Origin of the sequence: Nonomuraea jabiensis, assembly GCF_014204795.1 — a bacterium.
GTDB lineage: Bacteria > Actinomycetota > Actinomycetes > Streptosporangiales > Streptosporangiaceae > Nonomuraea > Nonomuraea jabiensis.
On the sequence record NZ_JACHMB010000001.1, the window covers coordinates 4,752,645 to 4,777,442 of the forward strand.

The following is a 24,798-nucleotide window of genomic DNA, read 5'->3' on the forward strand; positions in this document are numbered from 1 at the left end:
CACCCTAGCCACCGAACGCGTAACCGCCAGGAAACGCCGAGTGAGGGCTTACCGAAGGGCCGGTGTCGCTTCGCGTACCGTGTCCGCCAGCGCGGACGCGGCGGCGGCGTCGAGCCTGCCGTCCACCACCGCCGTCACGACCCGCCTGGTCAGCGTGTCCTCGACGACGAGCGGCCGGTCCCAGGCCAGCGCCTGCCCGACCCCCGGATAGTGCTCGACGCGCACGAACCACGGGTCGCCGTCCGACTGCACGAAGACGAGCGTCCAGTCCCGCCCCTCCGGCGTGGTGCCGGCCAGGGCGACCCAGGGGTCGCGGCTGCCGTGCACGGCCTCCTCGTCCCCGGGGAGCGCGATCCGGCCGGTGGAGGTGCCGGGGGCGCGCCAGAAGAAGCCGCCGTACCCCGCGCCCACCCGCCCCTTGGTGGCCGAGCTGCGGACCTCCAGCGGCGCGCCGGTGAGGTTGGTGAGCGTGAACGCGAAGTCCAGCGCCCAGAAGTCCCCGAACGGCCGGGCCGTCACGGTCCGCTCCTCGCGCGCCACCAGCCGCCCGCCGGGCCCCACCCACTCCAGGTGCTCGACGAAGCCGGAGTCGTCCAGCCGGGAGAACGACAGGTGCCGCTGCATGCCGTGATCGTCCAGCCAGGCGGGCCCCTGGTCCTTGACGTACGTGCGGCCGCCCCAGAAGTTCGCCCCGCCCAGGTCGGAGATGGCCACCCCGACCCCGAGGTGGTGCACGTGGTCCTCGGGACGCACCTCGGTGACCTCGACGCCGCCCAGCGTCCGCACCCCGTGGAGGTAGGGGCGCGGGGAGTCGGTGGCCGGCAGGTCGGGCCGCAGCTCGTACGAGGCCACCGCCTGCCCGGCGGCCAGCAGCTCCACCCGGGTCCAGGGGACGTCCAGCTCCGAGTAGAGCGACAGCGTCTCGGCGCTGCGGGCCGTCAGGTCGGCGACACCTGGCAGGAACCGGTGCGTGACCTCGCCCGAGGCGGCGTCCCGCTCGACGTCCTGGTAGCGCTCCGGGATCGGCAGCGGCTCGGGAGCCAGCCGCACCGCGTCCAGCACCTGCGTGAACGCCTCCGTGGCCGACAGCGGCACCATCAGCTCGGCGCCCGTGCGGACATGGTCGATGAGGTTCTCCAGCAGGTCGGTGCGCTCGTACACGGTCGTCGTGACCGTGCCGTCCGGCAGCTCGACCTTGAGCTGGTCCTGCGTGTAGACCAGCGTGGCGCGGCCCGCGTCGCCGTGCACGACCAGGTACGGCTCGCTCCGGCCGGTCGCGCAGAGCGTCACCGCGATCGTGATGACGAAGCCGTCGTCGAAGCGGATCCGCAGGCAGGACGTGTCGTCCGACTCGATCGGATGGGCGTGGTAGAGCTCGGTCTCGATGCCCGCGACGGGGCCGTCCACCAGGGCGAGGGCGGTCGCGACGGCGTGCGCGAACGGGTTGGTCAGCGCGCCGTCCACCACGTCCACGCCGTTGAGCCGGCGCCTGCCCGACCAGGCCGACCGGGTGAAGTAGGTCGAGGGCCGCTCCCAGGCGCCCGCGCCGCCGATGCCGCGCACGCGCCCGATGGTGCCGTCGGCGATCAGCGAGCGCAGCGCGGGGACCGCCGCCGAGCCCAGCGACTGGAAGCCGACCTGGCAGGCCAGCCCCGTCTCCGCCACCGCCGCGGCGATCCGGGCGTGCGCGGCCGGGCTCGCCGCGGGCGGCTTCTCCAGCAGCACGTGGGATCCCGCGTGCAGGGCCGTCACCGCGAGGTCGGCGTGCGTGTGGATCGGCGTGCAGACGACCGTGATCTCCGCGCCGGTCTTGGCGAGGAGCTCGCCCAGGTCGGGCGACTGCAGCGGCGAGCCGAAGTCCACCTCGACGGGCACCACGTCGCAGATCCCGGCCAGCTCGATCAGCCCCTGGCCGGCCAGCCTGCGCAGATTGCCCAGATGGTGGCGCCCATGACCGTGCGCACCGGCGAGTACCACCTTCATCGCGACCACCTCAGTCCGAGCCCCGCGTGCGCGCCCGCCCGCAGGACCCCGTCGGAAATCTGCACCGGGTACGGCTCCGCCAGCAGCCCGAGGGCCGCGAAAGAGGCGTCCTCCACGTCCTCCGCCATGACCGGCAGCGGCAGGGCCAGCGCGAGCTGCCCGGACACCTCGCTCAGCAGGTGCGGATAGACCGGCACGTCGTACGTCCTGGCCAGCTCCGCGATCCGCAGGAACGGCGTGATCCCGCCGACCCGCACCACGTTCGGCTGGACGACGTCGCACGCCCCGGCCGCGAGCAGGTCACGGAAGCCGTAGGTGGTGTAGACGTTCTCCCCGACCGCCACCGGCACGTCGATGGAGCGCCGCAGCTCCACGTGCGCGGCCACGTCGTCGGCGGGCAGCGGCTCCTCGATCCAGTGCAGCCCGAACTCCCGCAACGCGGATATAGCCCGCCTGGCCCGGTGCAGGTCCCACCGCTGGTTGGCGTCGATCATCAGCAGCCGGTCGGGCCCGATCACGTCGCGGACGGCGGCCACCCTGGCCACGTCCTCCGCCAGGTCGGGCCGCCCCACCTTGATCTTGACGCCCCGGTACCCGGCGGCCACCCAGCGCCGCGCCTGCTCCACCAGCTCCTCCAGCGGGTAGTGCAGGTTGACGCCGCTGCCGTAGACCGGGACCTCCTCGCGCCGCCGGCCCAGCACGTCGGCCAGGCCGCTGTCGCCGCAGCGCAGGTCCCACAGCGCCAGGTCGATCCCGGCCAGCGCGATCGTGGTGATCCCGCCCGGACCCGCCTCGCGCAGGTGCCGCCACAGCCGGTCCCACACCACCTCGGGGTGCGCGGGCAGCCCGATCAGCGCCTCGCGCAGGTCGTGGTCGAGCAGCGCCTGTACGGCGTGCGCCCCGATCTGCGGCGTCCACGAGAACCCGGTGCCGGTCCGCCCGTCCTTCAGCGTGATCTCGCACACGACCACGTGGTTGGCCGGCACGTCCGCGCCCCAGGGCCGCGGCAGCGGCGCCGTCCGCAGCGAGGTACGCAGGTCGGCGATCGTCATGACGCGGCCAGCTCCAGCCCCGTCTTGATCAGCGCCTCCAGCTCCTCCAGGTGATCGTCGGTCACGTCCACCAGCGGCGGGCGGACGGCGCCCACGTCCAGGCCGCGCAGCCGTACCCCGGCCTTGACCAGGGCGACCGGGTAGCCGGGCACCTTGCCGCGCAGCCGTACGAGCGGGGCGTAGAACCCGGTGAGCAGCCGCTCGTCACCGTTCAGATAGGCCAGCGCGATCTCCGGCGCGAACGCGAACACCGCGCTGGAGTACAGCTCCACGCCGATGCCCCGGTAGGCGGGCATGGTCAGCTCGGCCGTCGGCAGCCCGTTGAAGAACAGGAAGTCCGGGTACGCCTCCCGCACCGCCAGCACGGTCCGCTGCATCCGGTCGATGTCGCCGACGCCGTCCTTGAGCCCGATCACCCCGGGGATCCCGGCCAGCTCCACCACGGCCTCCGGCTCCAGCACCACGGAGCCCCGCTGGTAGACGATCACCGGCAGCTCCGCGGCCACCGCCGCCACGTAGGCGGCGAAGCCGTGCCCGGGCCCCTGAGCCAGGTACGGCGGCATGAGCAGCAGCCCGTCGGCGCCCGCCTCGCGGGCGGCCCGCGCCTGGTTCAGCGCCGTGCCGAGCGGGCCGCCCGCGCCCGCGAACACCGGCACCCGCCCGCCCACGACCTCGGCCGCCACCCGCACCGCCCGCGCGTGCTCGGACTCCGACAGCGCGGAGAACTCGCCGGTGCCGCACGCCACGAACACGCCGCCGGGACCGTGCTCCATGCCCTGCCGGATGTGCTCGGCCAGCACCTCCTCGGCGAGCCGGCCGTCGGCGTCGAAGGGGGTCACGGGGAAGAACAGCACACCGCTCAGGTTCATACAGCTTCCTTCAGTTCGGTGCGCCAGCTCCGCTTGGGCTGCCAGCCGAGCAGGCGCTCTGCCTTGGTGATCGAGAAGGCGGGGGTGGTGCCGGTGAGACCGGCGGCGAACGGCTCGGTGCCGGGGACGACCTGGGGCAGCAGGTCGGCGAGCGGCTTGCGGGCCAGCGCGTCCGCGGCCCCGGCGAAGAACACCTCGCCGTTGGGCAGCTCGGGCAGCGCCTCGGCCAGCACCGCGATCATGTCGGCGCAGTCGCGGGCGTCGATGTAGTTGAACAGCGAGACCCCGCCGATCTCCGGCCGGTCGAGGCGTTCGCGCACCGTGTGGCCCGACTGGGTGGGCGCGCCGGCCCACTCCTCGGGCGGGATGACGAAACACGGCCTGATCGCGGCCATCCTGGCCGTCCCGGCCAGCGCGAATGCCTTCATGGTCTGCTCGGCCACGACCTTGGACAGGTTGTACGCGTTCCACGGGCGCACCGGGTGGTCCTCGTCGATCGGCAGGTACGCGGGCGCCCAGCCGCCGGGGGCGCCGTACCCGATCACGGTGGGGCTGCTGGCCACCACGACGCCGCGCACGCCGAGCGCGACGGACGCCTCGCAGACGTTGAACGCGAGCTGGGTGTTGACCTTGAAGATCACCGATTCCGGGAGGCTGAACGGGGTCGCGATCGCGGCCAAATGGATCACGGTCTCGGGCCGGAACCTGGCGATGACCTCGAAGGTCTCGCCCGTGTCCGTGAGGTCGGCCGGTAAGGCGACCGCGGCCTCGGACGGCGTGCCGGGCGTTCTGTCGACGCCGATGACCTCGTGCCCGGCCGCCGCGAGCGTGGTGACCACGCTCCGGCCGAGGCGTCCTGCGCTTCCGGTGACGAGGACTCTGCTCACCGTGGGGGCTCCTTCAAGACTGCAAACAGTTGCACTAAACCTTTGTGTCCTCGGGGCGAGGTCGTCAAGAGGCGATTTCGACCCCCGCACTGGAGCAGGGGTTTCCTGAGGCAGCGGGGCGGCAAGCGCTTTCATGGTACTCAGGGTTTCTGCAAGCGGTTGCGTTAGGGTGGGCGACTGTGACAGTGACGATTCGTGATGTGGCCCGGGCTTCCGGTGTGCATGTATCGACCGTGTCGCGGACGTTCTCCGCGCCGCACATGGTGAACGCGGCCACCCGTACCAGGGTGCTCACGGTGGCCGAGGAGCTGGGATACCGCCCCAACCGGGCGGCCAGGGCGCTCACGACCGGCCGCACCCACAACCTCGGCCTGATCGTGGCCGACATCGCCAATCCGTTCTTCCCTCCGCTGATCAAGGCGGCCCACTCGGCGGCCAGGCAGCGCGACTACCACCTGTTCGTGGCCGACACCGACGAGGAGGCGGCCACCGAGGAGGAGCTGGTGCAGGCGTTCTCCAAGCAGGTGGACGGCCTGGTGCTGTGCAGCCCGCGCTCGTCCAACAAGGCGCTGGAGCGGCTGGCCGCGCGGGTGCCGTTCGTGGTGATCAACCGGCGGCTGCGCGGCGCCGCCACGGTGCTGATGGACGTCGGCCACGGGGCCAGGCTGGCGGTCGAGCACCTGACCGGGCTCGGCCACCGCCGCGTGGCGCTGGTGGCGGGCCCGGCCGGCTCGTGGACCAGCGCGGAGATCCGTACGGCCGCCGAGCAGGTGGAGGGCGTCGAACTGGTCGTCATCGGCCCCAACGCGCCCACCGAGCGGGGCGGGCTCGCCGCCGCGCGGCGGGTGCGGGACTCCGGCGCGACCGGCGTGCTCGCCTACAACGACCTGGTGGCGATCGGGCTCATCGAAGGGCTCGGTGACCTGGGGCTGGGCGTGCCGCGGGACGTCAGCGTGATCGGGATCGACGACATCGTCTCCGGACGGCTGAACCGCCCCAGGCTCACCACTGTCGCCATGCCCACCGCCGCGGCCGGCCGGCTCGCCGTGGATCTGCTCATCCAGGAGGTCACGGCCACCACGTCGCTGGAGACGCGCCTGGTCATCAGGGACTCCACCGCGCCGCCACGATAGCGAGCCTGCTGCAAACGGTTGTACTAACTGAGCAGCCAATTCATCTGACTTCTCCGGCAGGCAGGCCATCTAGCTGGGGAAACACGGTAACGATATATCGGTAACGGCTATGTAACGTCTGCAAAGGGTTGACGTAACTTTCCCGCCAGCTATAGGAAAGCGCTATCCATTCACATCTCGCCGGAAGGTCCGTGAATGACGAATGAGTTCCGTCATGGCTGACGCGGTGGCGGTGAAGACCCGAGCCCCGCGCGAACCGGCCACGCAGGCCGGCGGAGGCGGGCCCCGCTCCCTGCGTGCCCGTCGCGAGGCCAGGGCCGCCTACCTGTTCCTGGCGCCCTGGTTCGTCGGCCTGGTTGTCATCACGGTCGGCCCGATCGTCGCCTCGCTCTACCTGTCCTTCACCGACTACAGCCTCCTCAAGGAGGCCAAGTGGGTCGGGCTGGACAACTACATCAAGATGTTCACTGAGGACGAGAGGTTCCTCGCCTCGCTGAAGGTGACCACGATCTACGTGGTCGTCTCGGTCCCGCTGCAGCTGGCCTTCGCACTGGCGCTGGCCCTGGTGCTCGACCGGGGACTGCGCGGGCTGTCGTTCTACCGCTCGATCTTCTACCTGCCCTCGCTGCTGGGCGGCAGCGTCGCCATCGCGATCCTGTGGCGCAAGGTCTTCGGCGCCGACGGCCTGGTCAACGCGGTGCTGGCGATCTTCGGCATCCAGGGGCCCGGCTGGGTCGGCGACCCCGACACGGCGCTGGGCACGCTGATCCTCCTGCACGTGTGGACGTTCGGCGCCCCGATGATCATCTTCCTCGCCGGGTTGCGCCAGATCCCCGGCAGCTACTACGAGGCGGCGGCGGTGGACGGGGCCGGGACCCTGCGCCAGTTCCGCTCGATCACGCTGCCGCTGCTGACGCCGATCATCTTCTTCAACCTCGTGCTCGAGGTGATCAAGTCGTTCCAGTCGTTCACGCAGGCGTTCATCGTCAGCAACGGCAAGGGCGGCCCGGCCGACTCCACCCTCTTCTACACGCTCTACCTCTACCTGAAGGGGTTCAAGAGCTACGACATGGGCTACGCCGCGGCGATGGCGTGGGTCCTGCTGGTCATCATCGCCGCCCTGACCGGAGTGAACTTCCTCGCGTCTAAGTATTGGGTCTTCTATGGCGACACCAAGTAGGCCGGTCCCGGTGCTGTTCCGCCCCTTCAGGGGCGGGCCGGTGGTCAAGCACATCCTGCTGATCGGCTTCGGCCTGGTCATGCTCTATCCGCTGCTCTGGATGATCTCCAGCTCGCTCAAGCCGGAGGAGCTGATCTTCCGCGAGCCGGGGCTGTGGCCCAGCCAGGTCACGTTCGAGAACTACACCGCGGGCTGGACGGCGCTGAAGCACCCCTTCGGCTACTACCTGTGGAACTCCGCGGTCGTCACCGCGCTGTCGGTGGTGGCCAACCTGGTGGCCTGCTCGCTGGCGGCCTACGCCTTCGCCCGGCTGAACTTCCCGCTGAAGAAGCTCTGGTTCGCCATCATGCTGGGCACGATCATGCTGCCGCACCACGTCGTGATCGTGCCGCAGTACATCATGTTCTCGAAGCTCGACCTGATCAACACGATCTGGCCGCTGGTGATGCCCAAGGTGCTGGCGACGGACGCGTTCTTCATCTTCCTCATGGTGCAGTTCATCCGTACGCTGCCGAGGGAGCTGGACGAGGCGGCCGAGATCGACGGAGCGGGCTATTGGCGCATCTTCATCAGGGTGGTCATGCCGCTCTGCCTGCCCGCGCTGGCCACGACCGCGATCTTCACGTTCATCTGGACGTGGAACGACTTCCTCAGCCAGCTCCTTTACCTCAACAACCCGGACAACTTCACTGTCCCGGTCGCGCTGCGCACGTTCCTGGACGCCAGCAGCGACTCGCAATGGGGACCCATGTTCGCCATGTCGATCATCGCGCTCGGTCCCATCTTCGGCTTCTTCCTGGCCGGACAGAAGTACCTGATCCGTGGCGTGGCCACGACGGGACTGAAGTAGTCCCATCCACCCCCCAACAAGAAGAAACCCCCTAGGAGGTAGAGCCGTGAGCTCTGGCAAAAAGGTGTGGTCGGCGGCATTGCTCGCCACCGCGATGCTGGCGGTCACCGCGGCCTGCGGCAGCGGCAGCGGCGGCGAAAGCGCCGATGGCAAGATCAAGCTGCGCTTCTCCTACTGGGGTAGCGCCGCGCGGCAGCAGATGACCGAAGAGGCGATCAAGAAGTTCGAGGCCAAGAACCCGAACATCGACGTCGAGGGCGAGTTCTCCGACTTCGCGGCGTACTACGAGTCGCTGTCCACGAAGGTGGCGGCCAGCGACGCGCCCGACGTCATCACCCTCGAGATCCGCGGCCTGCGCGAGTACGCCGACCGCGGCACGCTGGCCGACCTGGCCAGCTCGGTCAACACCGGCGACATCGACCCCAAGGTGCTGGCCACCGGCGCCATCGACGGCAAGCAGTTCGCCATCCCCACCGGCGTCAACGCCTTCTCCCTGGTCGTCAGCCCGACCGAGCTGGAGGCCGCGGGGCAGAAGCTCCCCGACGACACCAAGTGGACGTGGGACGACTACGTCAACCTGGCGTCGAAGATCAGCGAGAAGAGCGGCGGGAAGATCTACGGCACGCAGCAGAGCTTCAACCCGGCCTACCTCCAGATCTTCGCCGCGCAGAAGGGCGAGCCCTTCTACAACGGCAACAAGATTGGCGTCTCGCCCGAGACGATCAAGGAATGGTGGACCACCCACCAGAACCTGATCAAGACCAAGGGCTCGCCCGACGCCGCCAAGACCGCCGAGATCGGCGCCCAGAGCGTGGACCAGTCGCTGCTGGCCACCGGCACCGGCGCGATGGGCATGTGGTGGAGCAACCAGCTCGGCGGCATCGCCAAGAAGTCCGGCAAGGACGTGGACCTGCTCCGGATGCCGAAGCTGCCGGGCGCCACGACCGGCGGCATGTTCCTGCAGCCGGCGATGTTCTACACCGCCTCGTCGAAGTCCGAGCACGCGGCCGAGGCCGCCAAGTTCATCGACTTCATGATCAACGACCCGGAGGTGGGCGGGATCATCCTCAGCGACCGCGGCCTGCCGGCCAGCTCCAAGGTGCTGGCGGCGGTCAAGGACAAGCTGCCCCCCACGGACAAGAAGGTGCTGGACTTCCTCGACAAGGTCAAGGGTGAGCTGGCGGACCCGCCGGCCGCTCCGCCGAAGGGCGCCAGCGCCATGGAAGACATCCTCACGCGCTACTCCGAGGAGGTCCTTTTCGGCAAGATGACCCCCGACGACGCCGCGCAGAAGTTCATCACCGAGGCCAACGCCTCGATCGCAGGCTAAGGAGAGACATGAAGTACGCGTTCGTCGGGCTCGGGCACCGCGCGCAGATGTACGTCGACGCGCTGCTCGGGGAGTGGCGCGACGCCGGCACCATCGTCGCCCTGTGCGACACGAACCGGACCCGCATGGACTACTACGCCGAGCGGATCGGTCACGAGGTGCCGCGTTTCGCGCCCGATGAGTTCGACAAGGTGCTCGAGCTCGCCGACGCGGTCATCGTCACCACCGTCGACGCCACCCACGCCACGTACGTGTGCGCGGCGCTCGACGCCGGGCGCGACGTCATCGTGGAGAAGCCGCTGACCATCGACGCCGAGGGCTGCGCGGCCATCGCCGAGGCGGCCGAGCGCAGCAGCGGCAAGCTGATCGTCACCTTCAACTACCGCTACTCGCCGCGCAACTCGGCCGTGCGCCGCCTCCTGCAGGAGGGCGCGATCGGCCGGGTGACGTCCGTGCACTTCGAGTGGACGCTCGACACCATCCACGGCGCCGACTACTTCCGCCGCTGGCACCGCGAGCGGGCCAACTCGGGCGGGCTGCTCGTCCACAAGTCCACCCACCACTTCGACCTGGTCAACTGGTGGCTGGCGGCCGCCCCGCAGAGCGTCTTCGCCCAGGCCGACCTGCGCTTCTACGGCTCGGACAACGCCCGCGAGCGCGGCGTGACCGACCGTCCGGTGCGGGGCCAGGGCGCCCCGGGTCTCGGTACGGACCCGTTCATCCTGGACATCTCCAAGGACCCCCGGCTCAAGCGGCTCTACCTGGACGCCGAGCACGAGGACGGCTACCTCCGCGACCAGGACGTCTTCGGCGACGGGATCACCATCGACGACACCATGTCGGTGATGGTCCGCTACACCAACGGCGCCGTGCTCACCTACGCCCTGAACGCCTACGCGCCCGCCGAGGGCTACCGGGTGGCGTTCAACGGCACCGGCGGGCGGCTGGAGCTGGAGGTCGTCGAGCGGGCGTGGACGCCGCCGCACGCGGCCATCGACCCGAGCGCCGCCTCCAAGAAGCACAAGGCCGACTCCTGGGAGAGGCTCACCCTGCACCGCCACTGGAGCGAGGCGGAGGAGGTGCCGATCGAGAGCGGCGCCGGCGGGCACGGCGGCGGCGACCGGCTGCTGCTGAACGACGTCTTCCGCGGCCCCGGCGACGACCCGCTGGCCCGGCAGGCCGGCTACCGCGACGGCATCCGCAGCGTGCTGACCGGCCACGCGGCCAACGTGTCGGCCGCTACCGGCGAGCCGGTGCACCTGGTGGACGACGGCACGCGTGTTCGCTGAGCTGGCCGGGGTCGCCGCCGCGCAGCTCGGGCCGTACCCGTCTCTGCCGGGGCCCGAGCTGCGGCAGGCTGCGCGGGCCGCGATGGGGGTGCTCGACCTGACCGCCGGTGACGTGCGGGTCGAGCGCTCGTGGACGGACGGCGACCTCGCCGGGGAGGAGCTCTCCTGGTCGGTGGGGTTCGGGCCGCGCACCCGCGCGTTCCTCCTGCGCCCCCGGGACGCGGCCGGGCCGCTGCCCGGGGTGGTGGCGCTGCACTGCCACGGCGGGATGAAGTGGGTGGGCAAGGAGAAGATCGCCGACGGTCCCGCCGCGCCTTCCCCCGAGGTGCGGCAGGTCAGGGAGCTCCTGTACGGCGGTCGCGCGTACGCGAACGAGCTGGCCCGGCGCGGGTTCGTGGTGCTGGCGCCCGACGTGCTCACCTGGGGCAGCCGCCGTTTCCCGCTCGGCGTCGACGAGCCCGGCCCTTACGACGCGGCGGCCAGGGATCACGAGCACGTGGTGGCCAAGTACTGTGCCGCGCTCGGCACGTCCTTCGCGGGCGTGGTGGCGGGCGAGGACCTGGCCGCGGCGGCGTATCTGCGGTCGAGGCCCGACGTGAGCGCCGTCGGCTGCGTCGGGCTCTCCGGAGGCGGCCTGCGGGCCGCGCTGCTCGGCGCGTTCGACCCCGGCATGCGGGCCGTCGTGGTCGCCGCGATGGTCTCGTCCTACCGCGACATGATCGACGGGTACGTCGAGAAGCACACGTGGCTGCTCTGGCCGCCGGGGCTGCCGCGCCTGGGCGACTGGCCCGACCTGGTGGCCGCCCGCGCGCCCGAGCCACTCATGGTCCAGTACGCCCTGCGCGACCGGCTGTTCCCCGAGCCGGGTATGCGCCGGGCGCACACCATGATCGAGGAACGTTACCGCGAAGCTCCTGACGCCTACGAGGCGGTGTGGGCAGACGTGCCCCACAGCTTCGACGTGACCAGGCAGGAGCAGGCCTTCGACTGGCTGGCTCAGCGGTTGAAGGCCTAGGAGACTGCCGCCGCCCGGGACCTGCCCCCGGGCGGCGGCGCTCCTGAACGGAAGCTAGTTGCCCGACTTCCAGGTGGCGATGAGCTTGTCGTAGTCGAGCGTCTCCGGCTTGCCCCGCTCGTCGGCCAGTTTCGGCGCGGGCGCGCCCGGCTGGTCGAGCCAGTACTGGGCGGGCCGCTCCGGGTTCAGCTTCGGCGCGCAGTTGCCGCCGTAGCCGCGCCGCTCCAGCCGGGCCAGGATCTCGTCCTGCTGCTTGGCCAGGTTGTCCATCGACTGCTGGGCGGTCGTCTCACCGGTCACCGCGGTGGCCACGTTCTGCCACCAGAGCTGGGCGAGCTTGGGATAGTCGGGGACGTTCGTCCCGGTCGGGGTCCACTGCTTGCGGGCCGGCGAGGCGTAGAACTCGATGAGCCCGCCGTACTTCTTGGAGTTGTCGGAGAAGAAGTCGCTGCGGATGTCGGAGTCGCGGATGAACGTCAGGCCCTTGATCGACTTCTTCAGCGACACCGACTTCGAGGTGACGAACTGCGCGTACAGCCAGGCCGCGGCCCGGCGGTCCTGCGGGGTGTTCCTGAGCAGCGTCCACGAGCCGGCGTCCTGGTAGCCGAGCTTGTTGCCCTGCTTCCAGTAGGCGCCGTGCGGGCTCGGCGCGATGCGCCACTTGGGCGTGCCGTCGCTGTTGACGACCGGCAGGCCCGGCTTGGTCATGTCGGCGGTGAACGAGGTGTACCAGAAGATCTGCTGGGCGATGTTGCCCTGCGCCGGGACCGGGCCCGCCTCGCTGAAGTTCATGCCCGCGGCCTCCCGGGGCGCGTACTTCTTCAGCCAGTCCACGTACTTGGTGAGCGCGTAGACCGCCGCGGGGCCGTTGACGTCGCCGCCACGGGTGACCGACGAGCCGACCGGGCGGCAGTTCTCGACTCTGATGCCCCATTCGTCCACCGGCAGGCCGTTGGGGATGCCGGGGTCGCCGTTGCCCGCCATGGACAGCCAGGCGTCGGTGAAGCGCCAGCCCAGCGACGGGTCCTTCCGGCCGTAGTCCATGTGGCCGTAGACCTTCTTGCCGTCGATGGTCCCGTTGCCGTTGACCTTGTTGGTGAAGAAGTCGGCGATGTCCTCGTAGGCCGCCCAGTTGACCGGGACGCCCAGGTCGTAGCCGTACGCGGCCTTGAACTGCTTCTTGATCTCCGGGTCGGTGAACCAGTCGTAGCGGAACCAGTACAGGTTCGCGAACTGCTGGTCGGGGAGCTGGTAGATCTTCTTGTCCGGGCCGGTGGTGAAGCTGATGCCGATGAAGTCGTCCAGGTCGAGCGTGGGCGAGGTGACGTTCTTGCCCTCGCCCGCCATGTAGTCGGACAGCGGGAAGACGTAGTCGCCGCGCGAGTGGGTGCCGATGAGGTCGGAGTCGTTGACGTACGCGTCGTAGATGTTCTGGTTGCCCTGGATCTGGGTTTGCAGCTTCTCGATGACGTCACCCTCCTGGATCAGATCGTGCTTGATCTTGATCCCGGTGATCTCGGTGAACGCCTTGGCCAGCGTCTGCGACTCGTACTCGTGGGTGGTGATCGTCTCGGAGACCACGTTGATCTGCATGCCCCGGTACGGCGCCGCGGCCTTGATGAACCAGTCCATCTCCGCCAGCTGCTGGTCCTTGGACAGGGTGCTCGGCGTGAACTCCTCCGTCACCCACCGCTGCGCCGCGGCCTTGCCGTCGGACTCCTTGAAATCGCTCGTGGGCTTGTTCGCGCCCTGCGTGCAGCCGGCCACTACCAGGACGAGCGCGGCCAGACCTACCGCCGCGGACCTGCCTGCCCGATGCCTCATCGCTCGGCTCCTCCTCTGTTAGCCCCATATCCCGATCACGACCGCCACCAGCAGCGCGCAACCGAGTGCGAGCCACATGGACAGGTCGGTGACAGCCATCCAGCCGGCCAGCACGACGGCCGCGCTGATCAGGCCGATGTAGAGCCGGTCGCTACGGTCGGTCTCGATGCGCAGGAAGCCGCGCCTGGCCACGGGAGGGGAGATGCGGGCCCAGACCGCCATGACGACCAGCAGCAGGGCGAGCCCGGCGAACACCAGGGCCGTGGGGACGGTCCAGACCATCCACTCCAGCATCCCTAGACCCTCCCCATGGTGAATCCCTTGGCTATGTAGTTGCGGACGAACCAGATGACGATCGCGCCGGGGACGATGGTGAGCACGCCCGCCGCCGCCAGCAGGCCCCAGTCCACGCCTGCCGCGCTCACCGTCCGCGTCATCGTGGCGGCGATCGGTTTGGCGTTCACCGAGGTGATCGTCCTGGCGATCAGCAGCTCGACCCAGCTGAACATGAAGCAGAAGAACAGCGTCACGCCGATCGCGGACCGGATCATCGGCAGGAATATCCGGACGAAGAAACGCGGCAGCGAATAGCCGTCGATCGCCGCGGTCTCGTCTATTTCCCGGGGAATTCCCGACATGAAGCCCTCGAGTATCCACACGGCGAGCGGCACGTTGAAGAGCATGTGCGCGATGGCGACGCCGAGGTGCGTGTCGAAGAGCCCGACGCTCTGGTAAATCTGGAAGAACGGCAGCAGGAACACCGCCGGCGGCGCCATGCGGTTCGTCAGGAGCCAGAAGAACAGGTGCTTGTCCCCGGCGAAACGGAACCGCGAGAACGCGTACGCCGCCGGCAGCGCCACGACGAGCGACATCACCGCGTTCAGCGAGGTGTAGATGATGGAGTTCAGATAGCTCGAATACCAGGAGGAGTCGGCGAAGAAAGTGGCGTAGTTGTCGAACGTCACGCGCTGCGGGACGAGCGAGAAACTGCCGAGGATGTCCTCGTTCGGCCGGATCGACATGCCGAACATCCACAGCAGCGGCAGCATCAGCGTGGCCACGTACAGCCAGAAGACCGTCCGTGCCCAGGGCAGTCGCCGTTCGGTGCGCCTGGCCATCGGGTCACCTCCCCGACCTGGTCAGCACGGTGAAGAAGACGTAGCAGAGGATCTGCACGATCAGGAAGTAGAGCAGCGAGAACGCGCCCGCCGGGCCCAGGTCGAACTGCCCGACCGCGATCTTCGACAGCAGGATGCTGAGGAACGAGGTGGCGTTCCCCGGGCCGCCGCCCGTCACCACGAACGGCTCGGTGTAGATCATGAAGCTGTCCATGAACCTGAGCAGGATCGCGATCGTCAGCACCCCGCGCAGCCTGGGCAGCTGGATGTGCCGGAACGTGGCCCACGCCGACGCGGCGTCGATCTGCGCGGCCTGGAAGTACGGCTCCGGGATCGAGCGCAGGCCCGCGTAGGCCAGCAGCGCCACCAGCGGCGTCCAGTGCCAGATGTCCATGACCAGGACCGTGATCCAGGCGTCCGTGGAGTCCAGCGTGTAGTTGAAGTTGATCCCGAGGACGTTGTTGATCGTCCAGCCGCCCAGCCCGATGTCGCCGCGGGCGAAGATCTGCCAGATCGTGCCCACCACGTTCCACGGGATGAGCAGCGGCAGCGCGACCAGCACCAGCGCCACCGACACCCAGACGCCGCGGCGCGGCATCACCACCGCGAGCGCGACCCCGAGCGGGATCTCCAGCAGCAGCACCTGCGCCGAGAACAGCAGGGTCCGCACGAACGCCGAGCGCACCTCCGGGTCGCGCGAGATCTCGCGGAACCAGTCCAGGCCCACGAAGATCCGGTCATTGGGGTTGAAGACGTCCTGCACGGAGAAGTTGACCACGGTCATCAGCGGGATCACGGCGGTGAACGCCACCGACACGACCACCGGCAGCACCAGCCACCAGGCCCGGTTGTCCTTCCGCTTCAGGTCCGCGGCCCGCGGCTCCTCCTGGACCTCGCTCACGCCGTACCCCTTCCGTTCAAGGGCGCGAGGGAGCCGCACCTGACCTCGTCCCGGAACAGGAACGTCCGGTCCGCGGGGAAGTGGAGGAACTCGACCGCGCCGGGCCGGCAGGGCGAGCCCGCCCCGGTCCTGGCGATCACCGGGTGCTCGCCGACCCGGGCGTGGACCAGGTCGTACGCGCCCATCCGGTCGATCCCGGTCACCGTGGCCGCCACGCCCGGCGACCGGCCCGCGCCGGTGATCTCGACGAACTCGGGGCGCACCCCGATCCTGACCGGCCCCGGCGGCAGCTCGCCGGCGACCAGGCCGGCGACCAGGCCGACGTCCGCCTGGCCGACGCGTACGACGTCGCCGACGATCTCGGCCGGGAGCATGTTCATGCCGGGCGAGCCGATGAAGTGCCCCACGAACTCGTGCGCCGGCGACAGGAACAGCTCGGCCGGCTCGCCCGCCTGCACGATCGCCCCGTCGTTGAGCACCACGACCTCGTCGGCGAACGTCAGCGCCTCCGTCTGGTCGTGCGTCACGTAGACGAGCGTGTGGCCGGTGTCGCGGTGGATCTCCTTGAGCTTGCTGCGCAGCGTCCACTTCAGCGCCGGGTCGACCACGGTGAGCGGTTCGTCCAGCAGCACCGCCGCCACCTGGGAGCGCACCAGGCCGCGGCCCAGGCTGACGATCTGCTGGCGGCCCGCGTCCAGGCGGCGCGACCTGCGGCCGAGCAGCTGGTCGAGGCCGAGGAGCCGGGAGACCTGGCGGACCCGCTCGTCGATCTCCTTCTTCGGATATTTCCGGTTCCGGAGGGGGAAGGCGAGGTTGTCGTAGACCGACATCTCCTCGTACAGGACCGGGAACTGGAAGACCTGCGCGATGTTGCGGCCCGAGGTGGGCACGTCGGTGACGTCGCGGTCGTCGAAGAAGATGCGGCCCACCGTGGGGGTGAGCAGGCCGGAGATGATGTTCAGGAGTGTGGTCTTGCCGCAGCCGCTCGGGCCGAGCAGCGCGTACGCCCTGGCGCTCTGCCAGGTCCAGGTCATCGGCTTGAGCGCCCACGTCTGGCCGCCGTCGTAGCTGTGGCCCACGCCTTCCAGGCGGATGTCAGCCATGCAGGTCGACCTCCGCGGCGCTGGTGGCGAGCAGGCGGCCGCCGTCCTCGTCGAAGACGAAGACGTGGGCCGGGTCCACGTACGCGACCGCGGGCTCGCCGGGCGTGAACAGCCGGGTGCCCGGCAGGTGCGCGACCAGGTGGACGTTGTCCCGCAGGAGCAGGTGTACGAACGTGGCGCTGCCGGTCACCTCGGCCAGCCTGATCTCGGCGGGCAGCTCCAGCGCCCCTGGGCCGGCGCGCTCGATGCTCACCTGGTGGGGGCGGATGCCGAGCATGACCTCCCGGCCCGAGGCGTGCGCGCGGGGCGCGGGGAACGAGGTGCCCAGGACCTCGATCCGGCCGTCGCGTACGACGCCGGGCAGCAGGTTGAGCGGGGGGTCGCTGAGCGTGGCGGCCACGGCCAGCGTCGGCGGGTGCGCGTACATCTCGGCCACGTCGCCGACGTGCTGGATCCTGCCCTCGCCCAGGACCACGGTCGGGGCGGCGAACGTCAGCGCCTCGTTCGGGTCGGCCGTGGAGTAGAGGACCACGCCGGGGGAGTCGGCGAACATGGTCTTCAGGTCGGCGCGTAACTGCTCGCGGAGCTTGAAGTCCAGGTTGGCCAGGGGCTCGTCGAGCAGCAGCAGGTCCACGGGGCGGGCCAGCGCGCGGGCGATGGCGGTGCGCTGCTGCTGGCCGCCCGACAGCTCGGCGGGACGGCGGTCGAGCAGCCCCGCGATGCCCATGAGCTCGGCGACCTCGCGCACCCGGCGGTCGATCCCCGCGCCCCGGAACCTCGGGTCGAGGCGGAGGGGGGAGGCGATGTTCTCGCGGACGGTCAGGGACGGGTAATTGATGAATTGCTGATAGACGAAGGCGACCGAGCGTTTCCGCACCGAAATCGCGGTGACGTCTTTTCCGTCGACCACGACGCGGCCCGAATCCGGCGGTAACAGTCCGGCGGCGACGCGCATCAATGTCGTTTTTCCCGCGGTCATCGGGCCGACGAGGGTGGTCATTCCGTTGGATAATTCCAGGCGCACGTCGTCAAGCCAGGTCTCCCCGCGCTGCCTTACGAAGACGCCATCGAGAATCAGCGTCACTGTGCCGGTCCTCTCTGCTCGCCTCCATCTAACATGATCTGTAACTGTGTGCAAAGAGGGCATGTGGTGTGGCTGTGCAGAATGTGACGGCTGAGTAATCACGATTCGATGTCGGGGCAGCAGTGAACGGCCGGGCCTATCACCCCGGCGGCTTTTCCCCTGCTCATCGGCCGTTATTTGAAGATTTTCGTGACGAGTTCGTGGAGCCGCTCCCGCTCGTCGGCCGTCAGCGGTGCCAGCGTCTCCCGTTCCACGAGCTCCACCAGGGCCTGCCCTCGCTCCAGCGCGTCGCGGCCCGCGGGCGTCAGCGAGACCCGGTAGCGCCGCCGGTCGGCCGGGTCGCGGTCGCGTTCGGCCAGCCCCGCGCCGATCAGCTCGTCCATCAGGCGCACCATGTCGCTCGGATCGAGCCCCAGCCGGGCGCCGATCTCGCGCTGGGCGGCGGGCCCGGAGTCCGACAGCGCGGCCAGCACGGCGAACTGCCACAGGCTCAGCCCGGCCTCGTCCGCCAGCCGGGCCGCCACGGCGCGGCGGCTTCCCGCCCCGACCTTGTGCAGGACGAAGGTCGTGATCGCGAGCAGGGTGGGCGGCAGGTCCATGCCCCTTAGTGTAGGTTGTCACCAATAATTGGTAGTTACCCACTATTTCTCGCTGGAGGCCCCCGATGGACGCGCTCTACCCCCGCCTGCTGGTGCGTGACTTCCCGGTCAGCGCCGCCTTCTACCAGGCCGTGCTGCGCGAGCTGCTCGGCGTCGAGCCGGTGAAGGTGCTGCCCGGATACGCCAACTGGGACATCGAGGGGCAGGCTGGGCTGGTCCTGTTCAGCCGGGACCGGCTCGCGGCCGCCGTCGGCACCGCGGACCTGCCCCAGGCCGCTCAGGACACGGCTCAGGACACGGCTATGTTGGTCATGAAGGTGGACGACGTCGACGCGGCCGCCGACGTCCTGGCCCGCCACGGCGCCACGGTCGCCGCCCCGCCCCAGGACCGCCCCGACTGGGCGCCCACCCTGCGGACCGCGCACCTGCGCGACCCGGAGGGCAACCTCATCGAGCTCCAGTCGTACTGACGCAGGGCTTTCAGGGGAGGATCGAGTCCACGTAGCCGCCGTCCACCCGCACCGCGCCGCCCGTGGTCGCGGAGGCGAAGGACGAGCTGAGGTAGACGACCATGTTCGCGATCTCCTCGGGCTCGATCAGGCGCTGCAGCAGCGACTGCGGCCGGTGCTCCCGCATGAACGCCCGCTGCGCCTCCTCCCACGGCAGGTCCTTGTCCACGAGCTGGTAGACGAAGTCCTCCACGCCCCCGGTGTGCGTCGGCCCGGCGAGCACCGAGTTGACCGTCACCCCCGTGCCCGCCGCCGCCTTGGCGAAGCCCCGGGAGACGGCCAGCAGCGCGGTCTTCGTCATGCCGTAGTGGATCATCTCGACGGGGACGGCCACGGCGGAGTCGCTGGCGATGTACTGGACCCGGCCCCAGCCACGCTCGATCATGCCCGGCAGGTACGTACGGGTGAGCCGGACCGCGGCCAGCACGTTGACCTCGAAATAGCGCCGCCACTCGGCGTCGTCGATCTCGAGCGCGGGCCTGGCCCCGAAGATCCCCAGGTTGTTGACCAGGATGTCCACCCGCGGCAGCGCGTCCAGCACCGCCGCGCAGCCCTCGTCCGTGGTCACGTCGCCGGGCGCCTCGATCAGGTCGCCGACGCCGATCTGCTCCATCGCCATCGCGACGGAGTTGGCGGTGCGGCCGTTGATCCCGACGCGGGCCCCCGCCATCACCAGCCCTTCGGCGATGGCCGCCCCGATGCCCTGGGTCGAGCCGGTGACCAGCGCGGTCCTGCCGCTGAGATCGATGCGCACGATGTCATTGTCCGTGATCAGGTGCCGGAGGTCACGCCGGGACACGTGCACGGCGCGCCGGATGCGTAGGCTGGGAGTGGCGTGGAAGGGGCGTGGGTGCACCGGATCATCCTGTGGCTGGTCGTGGCGGTCGCCTTCGCGGTGAGTCTGGTCGTGCCCGGCGACTCCTCCAGGCAGGAGGAGTGCCAGTCCCGCGACACCCGGGTCGTCGCCCCGTACGCCGTCACCGGCTACTGGGTCATCCCGCGCGCCGATCCGTGCGTGACGCGGCGCATGGTCGAGGCCACCCACGCGATCGGCGGCGACACGCTCATCACGTTCGGGCCGAGGTTCAGCGCGCGTGAGGATCCCGCCTTCGCCGACTGCCTCGTGGACGGGCGGCCGTGCGCCGAGGTGCCCGGGGTCCGCCACGTCTACACGTACGTGACCAGCGAGGAGTTCGGGAAGGCGCTGCTGCGCTGCCCGGGGCTGGACCGGCGGATCGAGAGCCGGGGCCGGATCTTCTACCGGGTCTCGCTGGCCGGGTCCTGCGCGGACCCCGTCCGGGATCTCGTGCTCATCTCCACGGACGGCGACGGGCTCGGCAACCTGATGACCGAGGCGGCCGCGTACGGGATGACGGTGTTCCCCGGGCTGCCCGCCGCGCCCCAGCAGGAGGGCAAGCCATGGGAGCCCGACAGCGCGCACATCCCCGCGCTGAACGCCTTCACCGCGCGGGTGCTGGCCGACTACCGGGAGCGGTTCGGGAGGTCGGCGGCGTTCGGCGGGGTCTACCAGTCGTTCGAGCTGGCCATGCGGGGGCGGGGGCCGAAGGATCCGATCATCGAGCTGTACGCGGCCCAGCACGCGGTCGTCGCCGCGGCCCTGCCCGGGAAGAAGATCGTGGTCAGCCCGTACATCGACGCCCGGAGGGGGCGCGGGTTCCCGCCCGGTCAGGTGGAGAAGGGGCTGGCGGACATCGCCGCCACCCGGGCCGGGGCGCCCATGGCCGTCGCCGTGCAGGACGGGCGGGGGACGGGGAAGGTGCCGGTGTACGGGGTTCATGAGGGGGAGGCGCTCGTCGCACCGCGATTGGTGCCGGTGGTCGGGGAGGTGAGCAATGTGCGGGCGTACTACGGGTCCACGCGCGACTACATCGAGGCCGCGGCGCGGCGGGTGCCGTCCGGGGTGGAGCTGTGGGTGAACGTGGAGGGGTTCGAGCCGACGCCGGTGGAGGGGGAGTGCGGGCGGGTCGATCCGCTGCCGTTGCGCGGGCGTACCACGAAGAGCCGGATCGACGCGCAGGTGATGGCGGCGGGGACCCATGTCGGAAAAATCATCTCTTACGGGTGGGACCCGTTCTTCACCTGCCAGGCCCGCTACGACACGCCCTCGCTGGCCGACGACATCGTGAACGGCTGGCGCCAGCCGATCATCGTCGGCGCCACCCGCAAGGAGATGAACGGGCGGCCCGGCATCCTCGTCGAGGGCTACAACCTGCGCGGCGGCACGCTCCGCTTCGACCCGGAGGGGGTGGTGGTCAGGCAGGAGTGGTACGGGCGGGGGCGGCTGGAGTCGGCGTGGGCCCCGTACGTACCCACGGGCCCCTGGACCTCGATCACCGCCACGAACGAGACCGGCCACACCAGCACGACCGGCTACGCGATCCGTTAAGCCGGACATCCGTCAGGCGGGACATCCGTCGGGCGGTGCGACCGTCAGGTCAGTGCCGCCACAAGGATGTCCGCCAGCAGGGCGGCCTGGCTGCCGTCCTCGTCCAGGTCGGGATCGAGGATCGTCACCTCCAGGCCGGCGGCTCCCGGCAGCCGCACCAGGCCGCGGATCAGCTCGGTGAGCTGCGCGGCGTCGAGCCCGCCCGGGGTGGGGGAGTCCACGGCGGACAGCACGGACGGGTCGAGGACGTCGGCGTCCACGTGGATCCAGAACCCGTCGAGCTCGTCCCGCACCAGCACCTTGCTCGCGTCGTCGAGGGAGATGTCGGTGCCCGGGAGGTGCGCGATGCCGGTGTCCGCGATGTCCCGCAGGTCCTCCTCGTCCCGGACCCCGATCACGATCACGTCCTCGTCCCTGACGTACGGCCGCAGCCCGTCGATGTCCGTCAGGTAGTCGTCGCCGCGCCCGGTGATCAGCGCCAGGTCCTCCCCGGCCGCCGCCCCGACGTGCGGGCTGTTGCCCAGGTGCCGGAAATCGGCGTGCGCGTCCAGGTACGCCACCCCGTACCGCCCGCTCCTGCGCAGGGCGAGGGCGGGGCCGAGCATGATCGAGCAGTCCCCGCCGAGCAGCACCGGGAACCCTCCCGCCGCCCGGATGCCACTCACCTTGTCGGCGAGCCTGCGGGCGTAGGCGGCGATGGCGGGGCCGTTGCGCACGCCGCTCCCGGGCTCCCACGTGGCGACGTAACGGGGCGGGACCAGCGTCCCCGCGTCGGCGGCGCCGAGCCGCTGCACGAGGCCCGCGTTCCGCAGCGCCCAGGGGGCCTTGTAGCAGCCGGGGATGGTGTCGGGGGCAAGCGGGCGCAGGCCGAGATTGGACGGGGCGTCGAGGACCGTCAGATGCCTGTCAGGGGTTATTCTGTTCATAGTCGTGACGGTAACAGAGGGGGGATGGATGCGCCAGTTCGCTGAAACGGGTCTGGTGGCGCTGGATCTGGCCAACACGTGGGACGAGTACCTGGACGACCCGGAGCGCCTGCCCGACGCGGCGGCCCTGCACCGCTTCTGCCACGAACTGGACCTCCCGCCGGCCCCCGCCCCCACCGACGCTCCACCCCCACCCACGCAGCCAGGACCGCCGACGGGGGCGCGGCCGGAGCGGTCAGGGGAGGCCCAGCTGGCGGCGTCACCGGATGCGGGGCGGGCGGCGGGACCGGAGTCGCAACCAGTGGGAGAGCCGTTCGGAGGCGCGCCGAGCCAGGGCCCGGCGGGACCAGCGGGGGAGCCGTTCCGAGGCGCGCCGAGCGAGCATCCTGCGGGGCCAGAGGCGGGGCCAGCGGGGGAGCCGTTCGGAGGCGCGCCGAGCGAGGGCCTGGCGGGAACGGGCGGGCCGGGAGAGGGCCCGACGGAAACGGGCGGGCCGGACGCGGAGGACCTGCGAGCGGTGCGGGCGGTCCGGGAGCGGCTGCGCGCCGTTCTGTCCTGCGACCCTCCCTCTCGGACACGCGCCCTGGCACAGTGGGCGGACGAGCTGCCCCTCCGGGTGGTGGTGGAGGACTCGGACGGCGCACCACGACAGCGCCTCACCGCCCCGGAGGGAGCCGACCTCGCCGAACGGCTCGCCGTCCGATCCGTCGCCGAACTGCTCGACCTCGCCGCCTCGGGCGACTGGGAACGCCTGCGTCTCTGCGCGGCCGACCCCTGCCAGGACGCCTTCGTGGACCACAGCCGCCCGGGCAAGCGCCAGTTCTGCTCGACCCGCTGCGCCAACCGCGCCCACGCCGCCGCCTCCCGCGCCCGCCGCCGCTGACACTCCCCGCCACCGCGGCTGCCCCGCCCGACGCCGCTCCCTGCCACCGCGACTGCCCCGCCCGACGCCCTCCCCGCCACCGCGGCTGCCCGCTGCCCGATGTCCGCCGCTTCTGCACCGACGTGCCCGCGGTCGCCCGCGCTCCCCGCCGCTTCCCGTGGCATCCGGGCGGAGGGAATTGTCGGTCGGGGTCGATAACTTTCGATCATCCCCCCGACGATGGAGGTTGGTCGATGTATCGACAGGGCGACATCCTGATCATGCCCGTGCCGGAGGAGTCCGCCCCGCGCACGCTGCGGCCGGAGCCGCGGGACGCTCGCGGGCGGCTGGTTCTGGCCCATGGCGAGGCCACCGGACACTGCCATGCGATCCCCGGCCCCGGCACCCTCTCCGGCGGCTTCCTGCACCTGCCCGAAGGCGGGCGGCTCGTGCACGAGGAGCACGCCGCGATCTCGTTGCCCAAGGGCTGGTACAGGGTGATCAGGCAGCGTGAATACGTGCCCGGCTCCCACCGGGTGGTGGCCGACTGATGACGACCTTGACGTGGGAGCGGGTGGCCATGGCCACCGGGCCGGGCGAGGATCCGGAGACGGCCGTGCGGCAGGCGTACCGCGAGGCCGGGCTGGCCGAGCCCGAACACGTGCTCGTGCTGCCCTCGCCCGCGGCCGGGGCCGTCGCGGCGGCCTGGCTGACGGGCGGCGACGCGGTGCGCCGCGCCCTGGAGCAGGCCGGGCTGGGCGCACTGCCGGACCGTTCACCGAGCCACGGCGGCTCACCGACCGGGTCACCGCGCCATGGCGACTCACCGACCGGGTCACCGAGCGGGGACGGCTCACCGACCGGCTCGGCGAGCGGCAGCGGTTCCGAAGCTCAGGAGCCCGGTGACCGGGGCGTGCCAGAGCTGCGTCGGGCGGTGGGTGAGGCGCTCAGGTCATGGGAGTCGTACGGGGATCCCGGCCGGTCGGTGCGGGACGCGGTCCGTACGGTGCCCTGGGAGCGGGCCAGGACGGCGGCCTACGCCGAGCTGGGTCCCGTCGGCTGGGCGGCGTTGTGGGACGAGACCGGCGGGCGGCTCTGGCCGCAGGTCAACCGGCTGGTCAACGACATCCGCCGGGGCATCGCCGACCTCGGCGGCGATGCCGGTGAGGCGGTCAAGGTCGGCGAGGTCGGCAAGGTGGGTGAGGCCGGCAAGGTGGCCGAGGCCAGCGAGGCCAGCGAGGCCAGCGAGGTCGGTGAGGTCGGCGAGGTGCTGCGGCGCGCGACGCTCGATGCCGTGCTGGGCCAGCACGACGCCCCCTGGCTGTCGGCGTTCGACGGGCTCGACGGGCTCAAGCGGACGGCCGAGCGCACCGGCTGGTGGTGGCCGTTCGAGCGCTTGGCGATCGTCACGGAGCGGCCCGCCGAGCTGCACCTCGACGAGGTGGGGCGGTTGCATCGGGCGGTCGGTCCGGCTCTGGCCTACTCCGACGGGTTCGCGCTGCACGCCTGGCACGGCATGCCCGTCCCCGCCGGCTTCGGCGCCGCGATGCGCGAGCTGACCGTCGAGCGGATCCGCGAAGAGGAGAACGCCGAGCTGCGCCGGGCCATGCTGGAGCACTTCGGCCTCGACCGCTACCTGGCCGAGTCGGGGGCCAAGCCGGTGCACTCCGACGAGACGGGTGTCCTGTGGCGGGTGGACCTCTCCGACGACGAACCGCTGGTCATGGTGGAGGTCGTCAACTCCACGCCCGAGCCCGACGGCACCAGCCGCACCTACTTCCTGCGGGTGCCGCCGTGGGTGGAGCGGGCCCGGGAGGGGGTCGCGTGGACGTTCGGGGTCGCGGAGGAGGACTACCGGCCCGAGCGCGAGACCTGAG

The 24,798-nt window shown here is 70.7% G+C and carries 24 protein-coding genes; 11 read left to right on the top strand and 13 right to left on the bottom strand.

Features of this window, described 5'->3' with window-relative positions:
- Positions 1-48 precede the first annotated feature (48 nt).
- Genes HD596_RS64845 through HD596_RS21945 form a run of 4 tightly spaced genes read right to left on the bottom strand, consistent with a single transcriptional unit; the run spans position 49 to position 4,791 of the window.
- On the bottom strand, positions 49-1,983 hold the full coding sequence (locus HD596_RS64845; protein WP_185071211.1) for a DUF6807 family protein: 1,935 nt from the start codon (positions 1,981-1,983) through the stop codon (positions 49-51).
- On the bottom strand, positions 1,980-3,035 hold the full coding sequence (locus HD596_RS21935) for a mandelate racemase/muconate lactonizing enzyme family protein (RefSeq protein ID WP_185071212.1): 1,056 nt from the start codon (positions 3,033-3,035) through the stop codon (positions 1,980-1,982). Before HD596_RS21935 ends, HD596_RS64845 begins: the two co-directional genes overlap by 4 nt.
- Complete coding sequence (locus HD596_RS21940) at positions 3,032-3,904, bottom strand: 5-dehydro-4-deoxyglucarate dehydratase (protein ID WP_185071213.1); 873 nt, start codon at positions 3,902-3,904, stop codon at positions 3,032-3,034. Before HD596_RS21940 ends, HD596_RS21935 begins: the two co-directional genes overlap by 4 nt.
- Complete coding sequence (locus tag HD596_RS21945; protein ID WP_185071214.1) at positions 3,901-4,791, bottom strand: NAD-dependent epimerase/dehydratase family protein; 891 nt, start codon at positions 4,789-4,791, stop codon at positions 3,901-3,903. The genes HD596_RS21940 and HD596_RS21945 overlap by 4 nt, the downstream gene beginning before the upstream one ends.
- Positions 4,792-4,970: 179 nt before the next feature.
- Here HD596_RS21945 and HD596_RS21950 point away from each other — a divergent pair, with 179 nt between their 5' ends.
- The 6 genes from HD596_RS21950 to HD596_RS21975 all read left to right on the top strand — a co-directional run bounded on the left by HD596_RS21950 (position 4,971) and on the right by HD596_RS21975 (position 11,588).
- On the top strand, positions 4,971-5,924 hold the full coding sequence (locus HD596_RS21950; RefSeq protein ID WP_185071215.1) for a LacI family DNA-binding transcriptional regulator: 954 nt from the start codon (positions 4,971-4,973) through the stop codon (positions 5,922-5,924).
- 214 nt (positions 5,925-6,138) lie between these two features.
- Entirely contained in the window at positions 6,139-7,104 is a 966-nt protein-coding gene (locus HD596_RS21955; RefSeq protein ID WP_185071216.1) for a carbohydrate ABC transporter permease, read from the top strand.
- Positions 7,088-7,954 carry a carbohydrate ABC transporter permease gene (locus HD596_RS21960; RefSeq protein WP_185071217.1) on the top strand — a complete coding sequence of 289 codons (867 nt, stop codon included), beginning with the start codon at positions 7,088-7,090 and terminating at the stop codon, positions 7,952-7,954. The genes HD596_RS21955 and HD596_RS21960 overlap by 17 nt, the downstream gene beginning before the upstream one ends.
- Positions 7,955-8,000: 46 nt before the next feature.
- Positions 8,001-9,284 (top strand): ABC transporter substrate-binding protein, encoded by a 1,284-nt coding sequence (locus tag HD596_RS21965; protein WP_185071218.1) that lies wholly within the window; start codon positions 8,001-8,003, stop codon positions 9,282-9,284.
- An 8-nt stretch (positions 9,285-9,292) separates the two neighbouring features.
- On the top strand, positions 9,293-10,573 hold the full coding sequence (locus tag HD596_RS21970; RefSeq protein ID WP_185071219.1) for a Gfo/Idh/MocA family protein: 1,281 nt from the start codon (positions 9,293-9,295) through the stop codon (positions 10,571-10,573).
- Positions 10,563-11,588, top strand: coding sequence for a dienelactone hydrolase family protein (locus tag HD596_RS21975; protein ID WP_185071220.1), 1,026 nt, complete (start codon positions 10,563-10,565; stop codon positions 11,586-11,588). Before HD596_RS21970 ends, HD596_RS21975 begins: the two co-directional genes overlap by 11 nt.
- 54 nt (positions 11,589-11,642) lie before the next feature.
- Here the strand turns inward: HD596_RS21975 and HD596_RS21980 are convergent, their stop codons facing one another.
- The 7 genes from HD596_RS21980 to HD596_RS22010 form a co-directional block, all read right to left on the bottom strand.
- A complete protein-coding gene (locus HD596_RS21980; RefSeq protein WP_185071221.1) occupies positions 11,643-13,412 on the bottom strand; it encodes an ABC transporter substrate-binding protein in 1,770 nt (589 codons plus the stop codon).
- A gap of 18 nt (positions 13,413-13,430) precedes the next feature.
- Positions 13,431-13,706, bottom strand: coding sequence for a DUF2160 domain-containing protein (locus tag HD596_RS21985; protein WP_221519445.1), 276 nt, complete (start codon positions 13,704-13,706; stop codon positions 13,431-13,433).
- A gap of 2 nt (positions 13,707-13,708) precedes the next feature.
- The gene (locus HD596_RS21990; RefSeq protein ID WP_185071222.1) at positions 13,709-14,530 is read right to left on the bottom strand and encodes a carbohydrate ABC transporter permease; all 822 of its coding nucleotides are present in this window, start codon (positions 14,528-14,530) and stop codon (positions 13,709-13,711) included.
- 4 nt (positions 14,531-14,534) lie between these two features.
- Positions 14,535-15,431, bottom strand: coding sequence for a carbohydrate ABC transporter permease (locus HD596_RS21995; RefSeq protein ID WP_221519446.1), 897 nt, complete (start codon positions 15,429-15,431; stop codon positions 14,535-14,537).
- Positions 15,428-16,534, bottom strand: a complete 1,107-nt coding sequence (locus HD596_RS22000) for an ABC transporter ATP-binding protein (protein WP_185071223.1) — start codon at positions 16,532-16,534, stop codon at positions 15,428-15,430. The genes HD596_RS21995 and HD596_RS22000 overlap by 4 nt, the downstream gene beginning before the upstream one ends.
- Entirely contained in the window at positions 16,527-17,681 is a 1,155-nt protein-coding gene (locus tag HD596_RS22005) for an ABC transporter ATP-binding protein (protein ID WP_185071224.1), read from the bottom strand. Before HD596_RS22005 ends, HD596_RS22000 begins: the two co-directional genes overlap by 8 nt.
- Positions 17,682-17,791: 110 nt before the next feature.
- Positions 17,792-18,217 (bottom strand): MarR family winged helix-turn-helix transcriptional regulator, encoded by a 426-nt coding sequence (locus HD596_RS22010; protein ID WP_185071225.1) that lies wholly within the window; start codon positions 18,215-18,217, stop codon positions 17,792-17,794.
- A 65-nt stretch (positions 18,218-18,282) separates the two neighbouring features.
- Between HD596_RS22010 and HD596_RS22015 the strand changes: the two genes are divergently transcribed.
- Positions 18,283-18,687, top strand: a complete 405-nt coding sequence (locus tag HD596_RS22015) for a VOC family protein (protein WP_185071226.1) — start codon at positions 18,283-18,285, stop codon at positions 18,685-18,687.
- 10 nt (positions 18,688-18,697) lie between these two features.
- Here the strand turns inward: HD596_RS22015 and HD596_RS61940 are convergent, their stop codons facing one another.
- Positions 18,698-19,480: an SDR family NAD(P)-dependent oxidoreductase gene (locus HD596_RS61940; RefSeq protein ID WP_185071227.1), complete on the bottom strand. Its 783-nt coding sequence runs from the start codon at positions 19,478-19,480 to the stop codon at positions 18,698-18,700.
- 96 nt (positions 19,481-19,576) lie between these two features.
- Here HD596_RS61940 and HD596_RS61945 point away from each other — a divergent pair, with 96 nt between their 5' ends.
- The gene (locus tag HD596_RS61945; protein WP_185071228.1) at positions 19,577-21,133 is read left to right on the top strand and encodes a DUF4434 domain-containing protein; all 1,557 of its coding nucleotides are present in this window, start codon (positions 19,577-19,579) and stop codon (positions 21,131-21,133) included.
- A 44-nt stretch (positions 21,134-21,177) separates the two neighbouring features.
- On the opposite strand, the gene HD596_RS22030 is transcribed toward HD596_RS61945, so the two are convergent.
- Positions 21,178-22,059 carry an arginase family protein gene (locus HD596_RS22030; RefSeq protein ID WP_185071229.1) on the bottom strand — a complete coding sequence of 294 codons (882 nt, stop codon included), beginning with the start codon at positions 22,057-22,059 and terminating at the stop codon, positions 21,178-21,180.
- 28 nt (positions 22,060-22,087) lie between these two features.
- On the opposite strand from HD596_RS22030, the gene HD596_RS22035 reads away from it, so the two are divergent.
- From HD596_RS22035 to HD596_RS22045, 3 genes are all read left to right on the top strand, one after another.
- A complete protein-coding gene (locus HD596_RS22035; protein WP_185071230.1) occupies positions 22,088-22,942 on the top strand; it encodes a CGNR zinc finger domain-containing protein in 855 nt (284 codons plus the stop codon).
- A 233-nt stretch (positions 22,943-23,175) separates the two neighbouring features.
- Positions 23,176-23,472: a DUF8820 family protein gene (locus HD596_RS22040; RefSeq protein ID WP_185071231.1), complete on the top strand. Its 297-nt coding sequence runs from the start codon at positions 23,176-23,178 to the stop codon at positions 23,470-23,472.
- Positions 23,472-24,797 carry a DUF6745 domain-containing protein gene (locus HD596_RS22045; protein WP_185071232.1) on the top strand — a complete coding sequence of 442 codons (1,326 nt, stop codon included), beginning with the start codon at positions 23,472-23,474 and terminating at the stop codon, positions 24,795-24,797. The genes HD596_RS22040 and HD596_RS22045 overlap by 1 nt, the downstream gene beginning before the upstream one ends.
- Position 24,798: the final 1 nt, after the last annotated feature.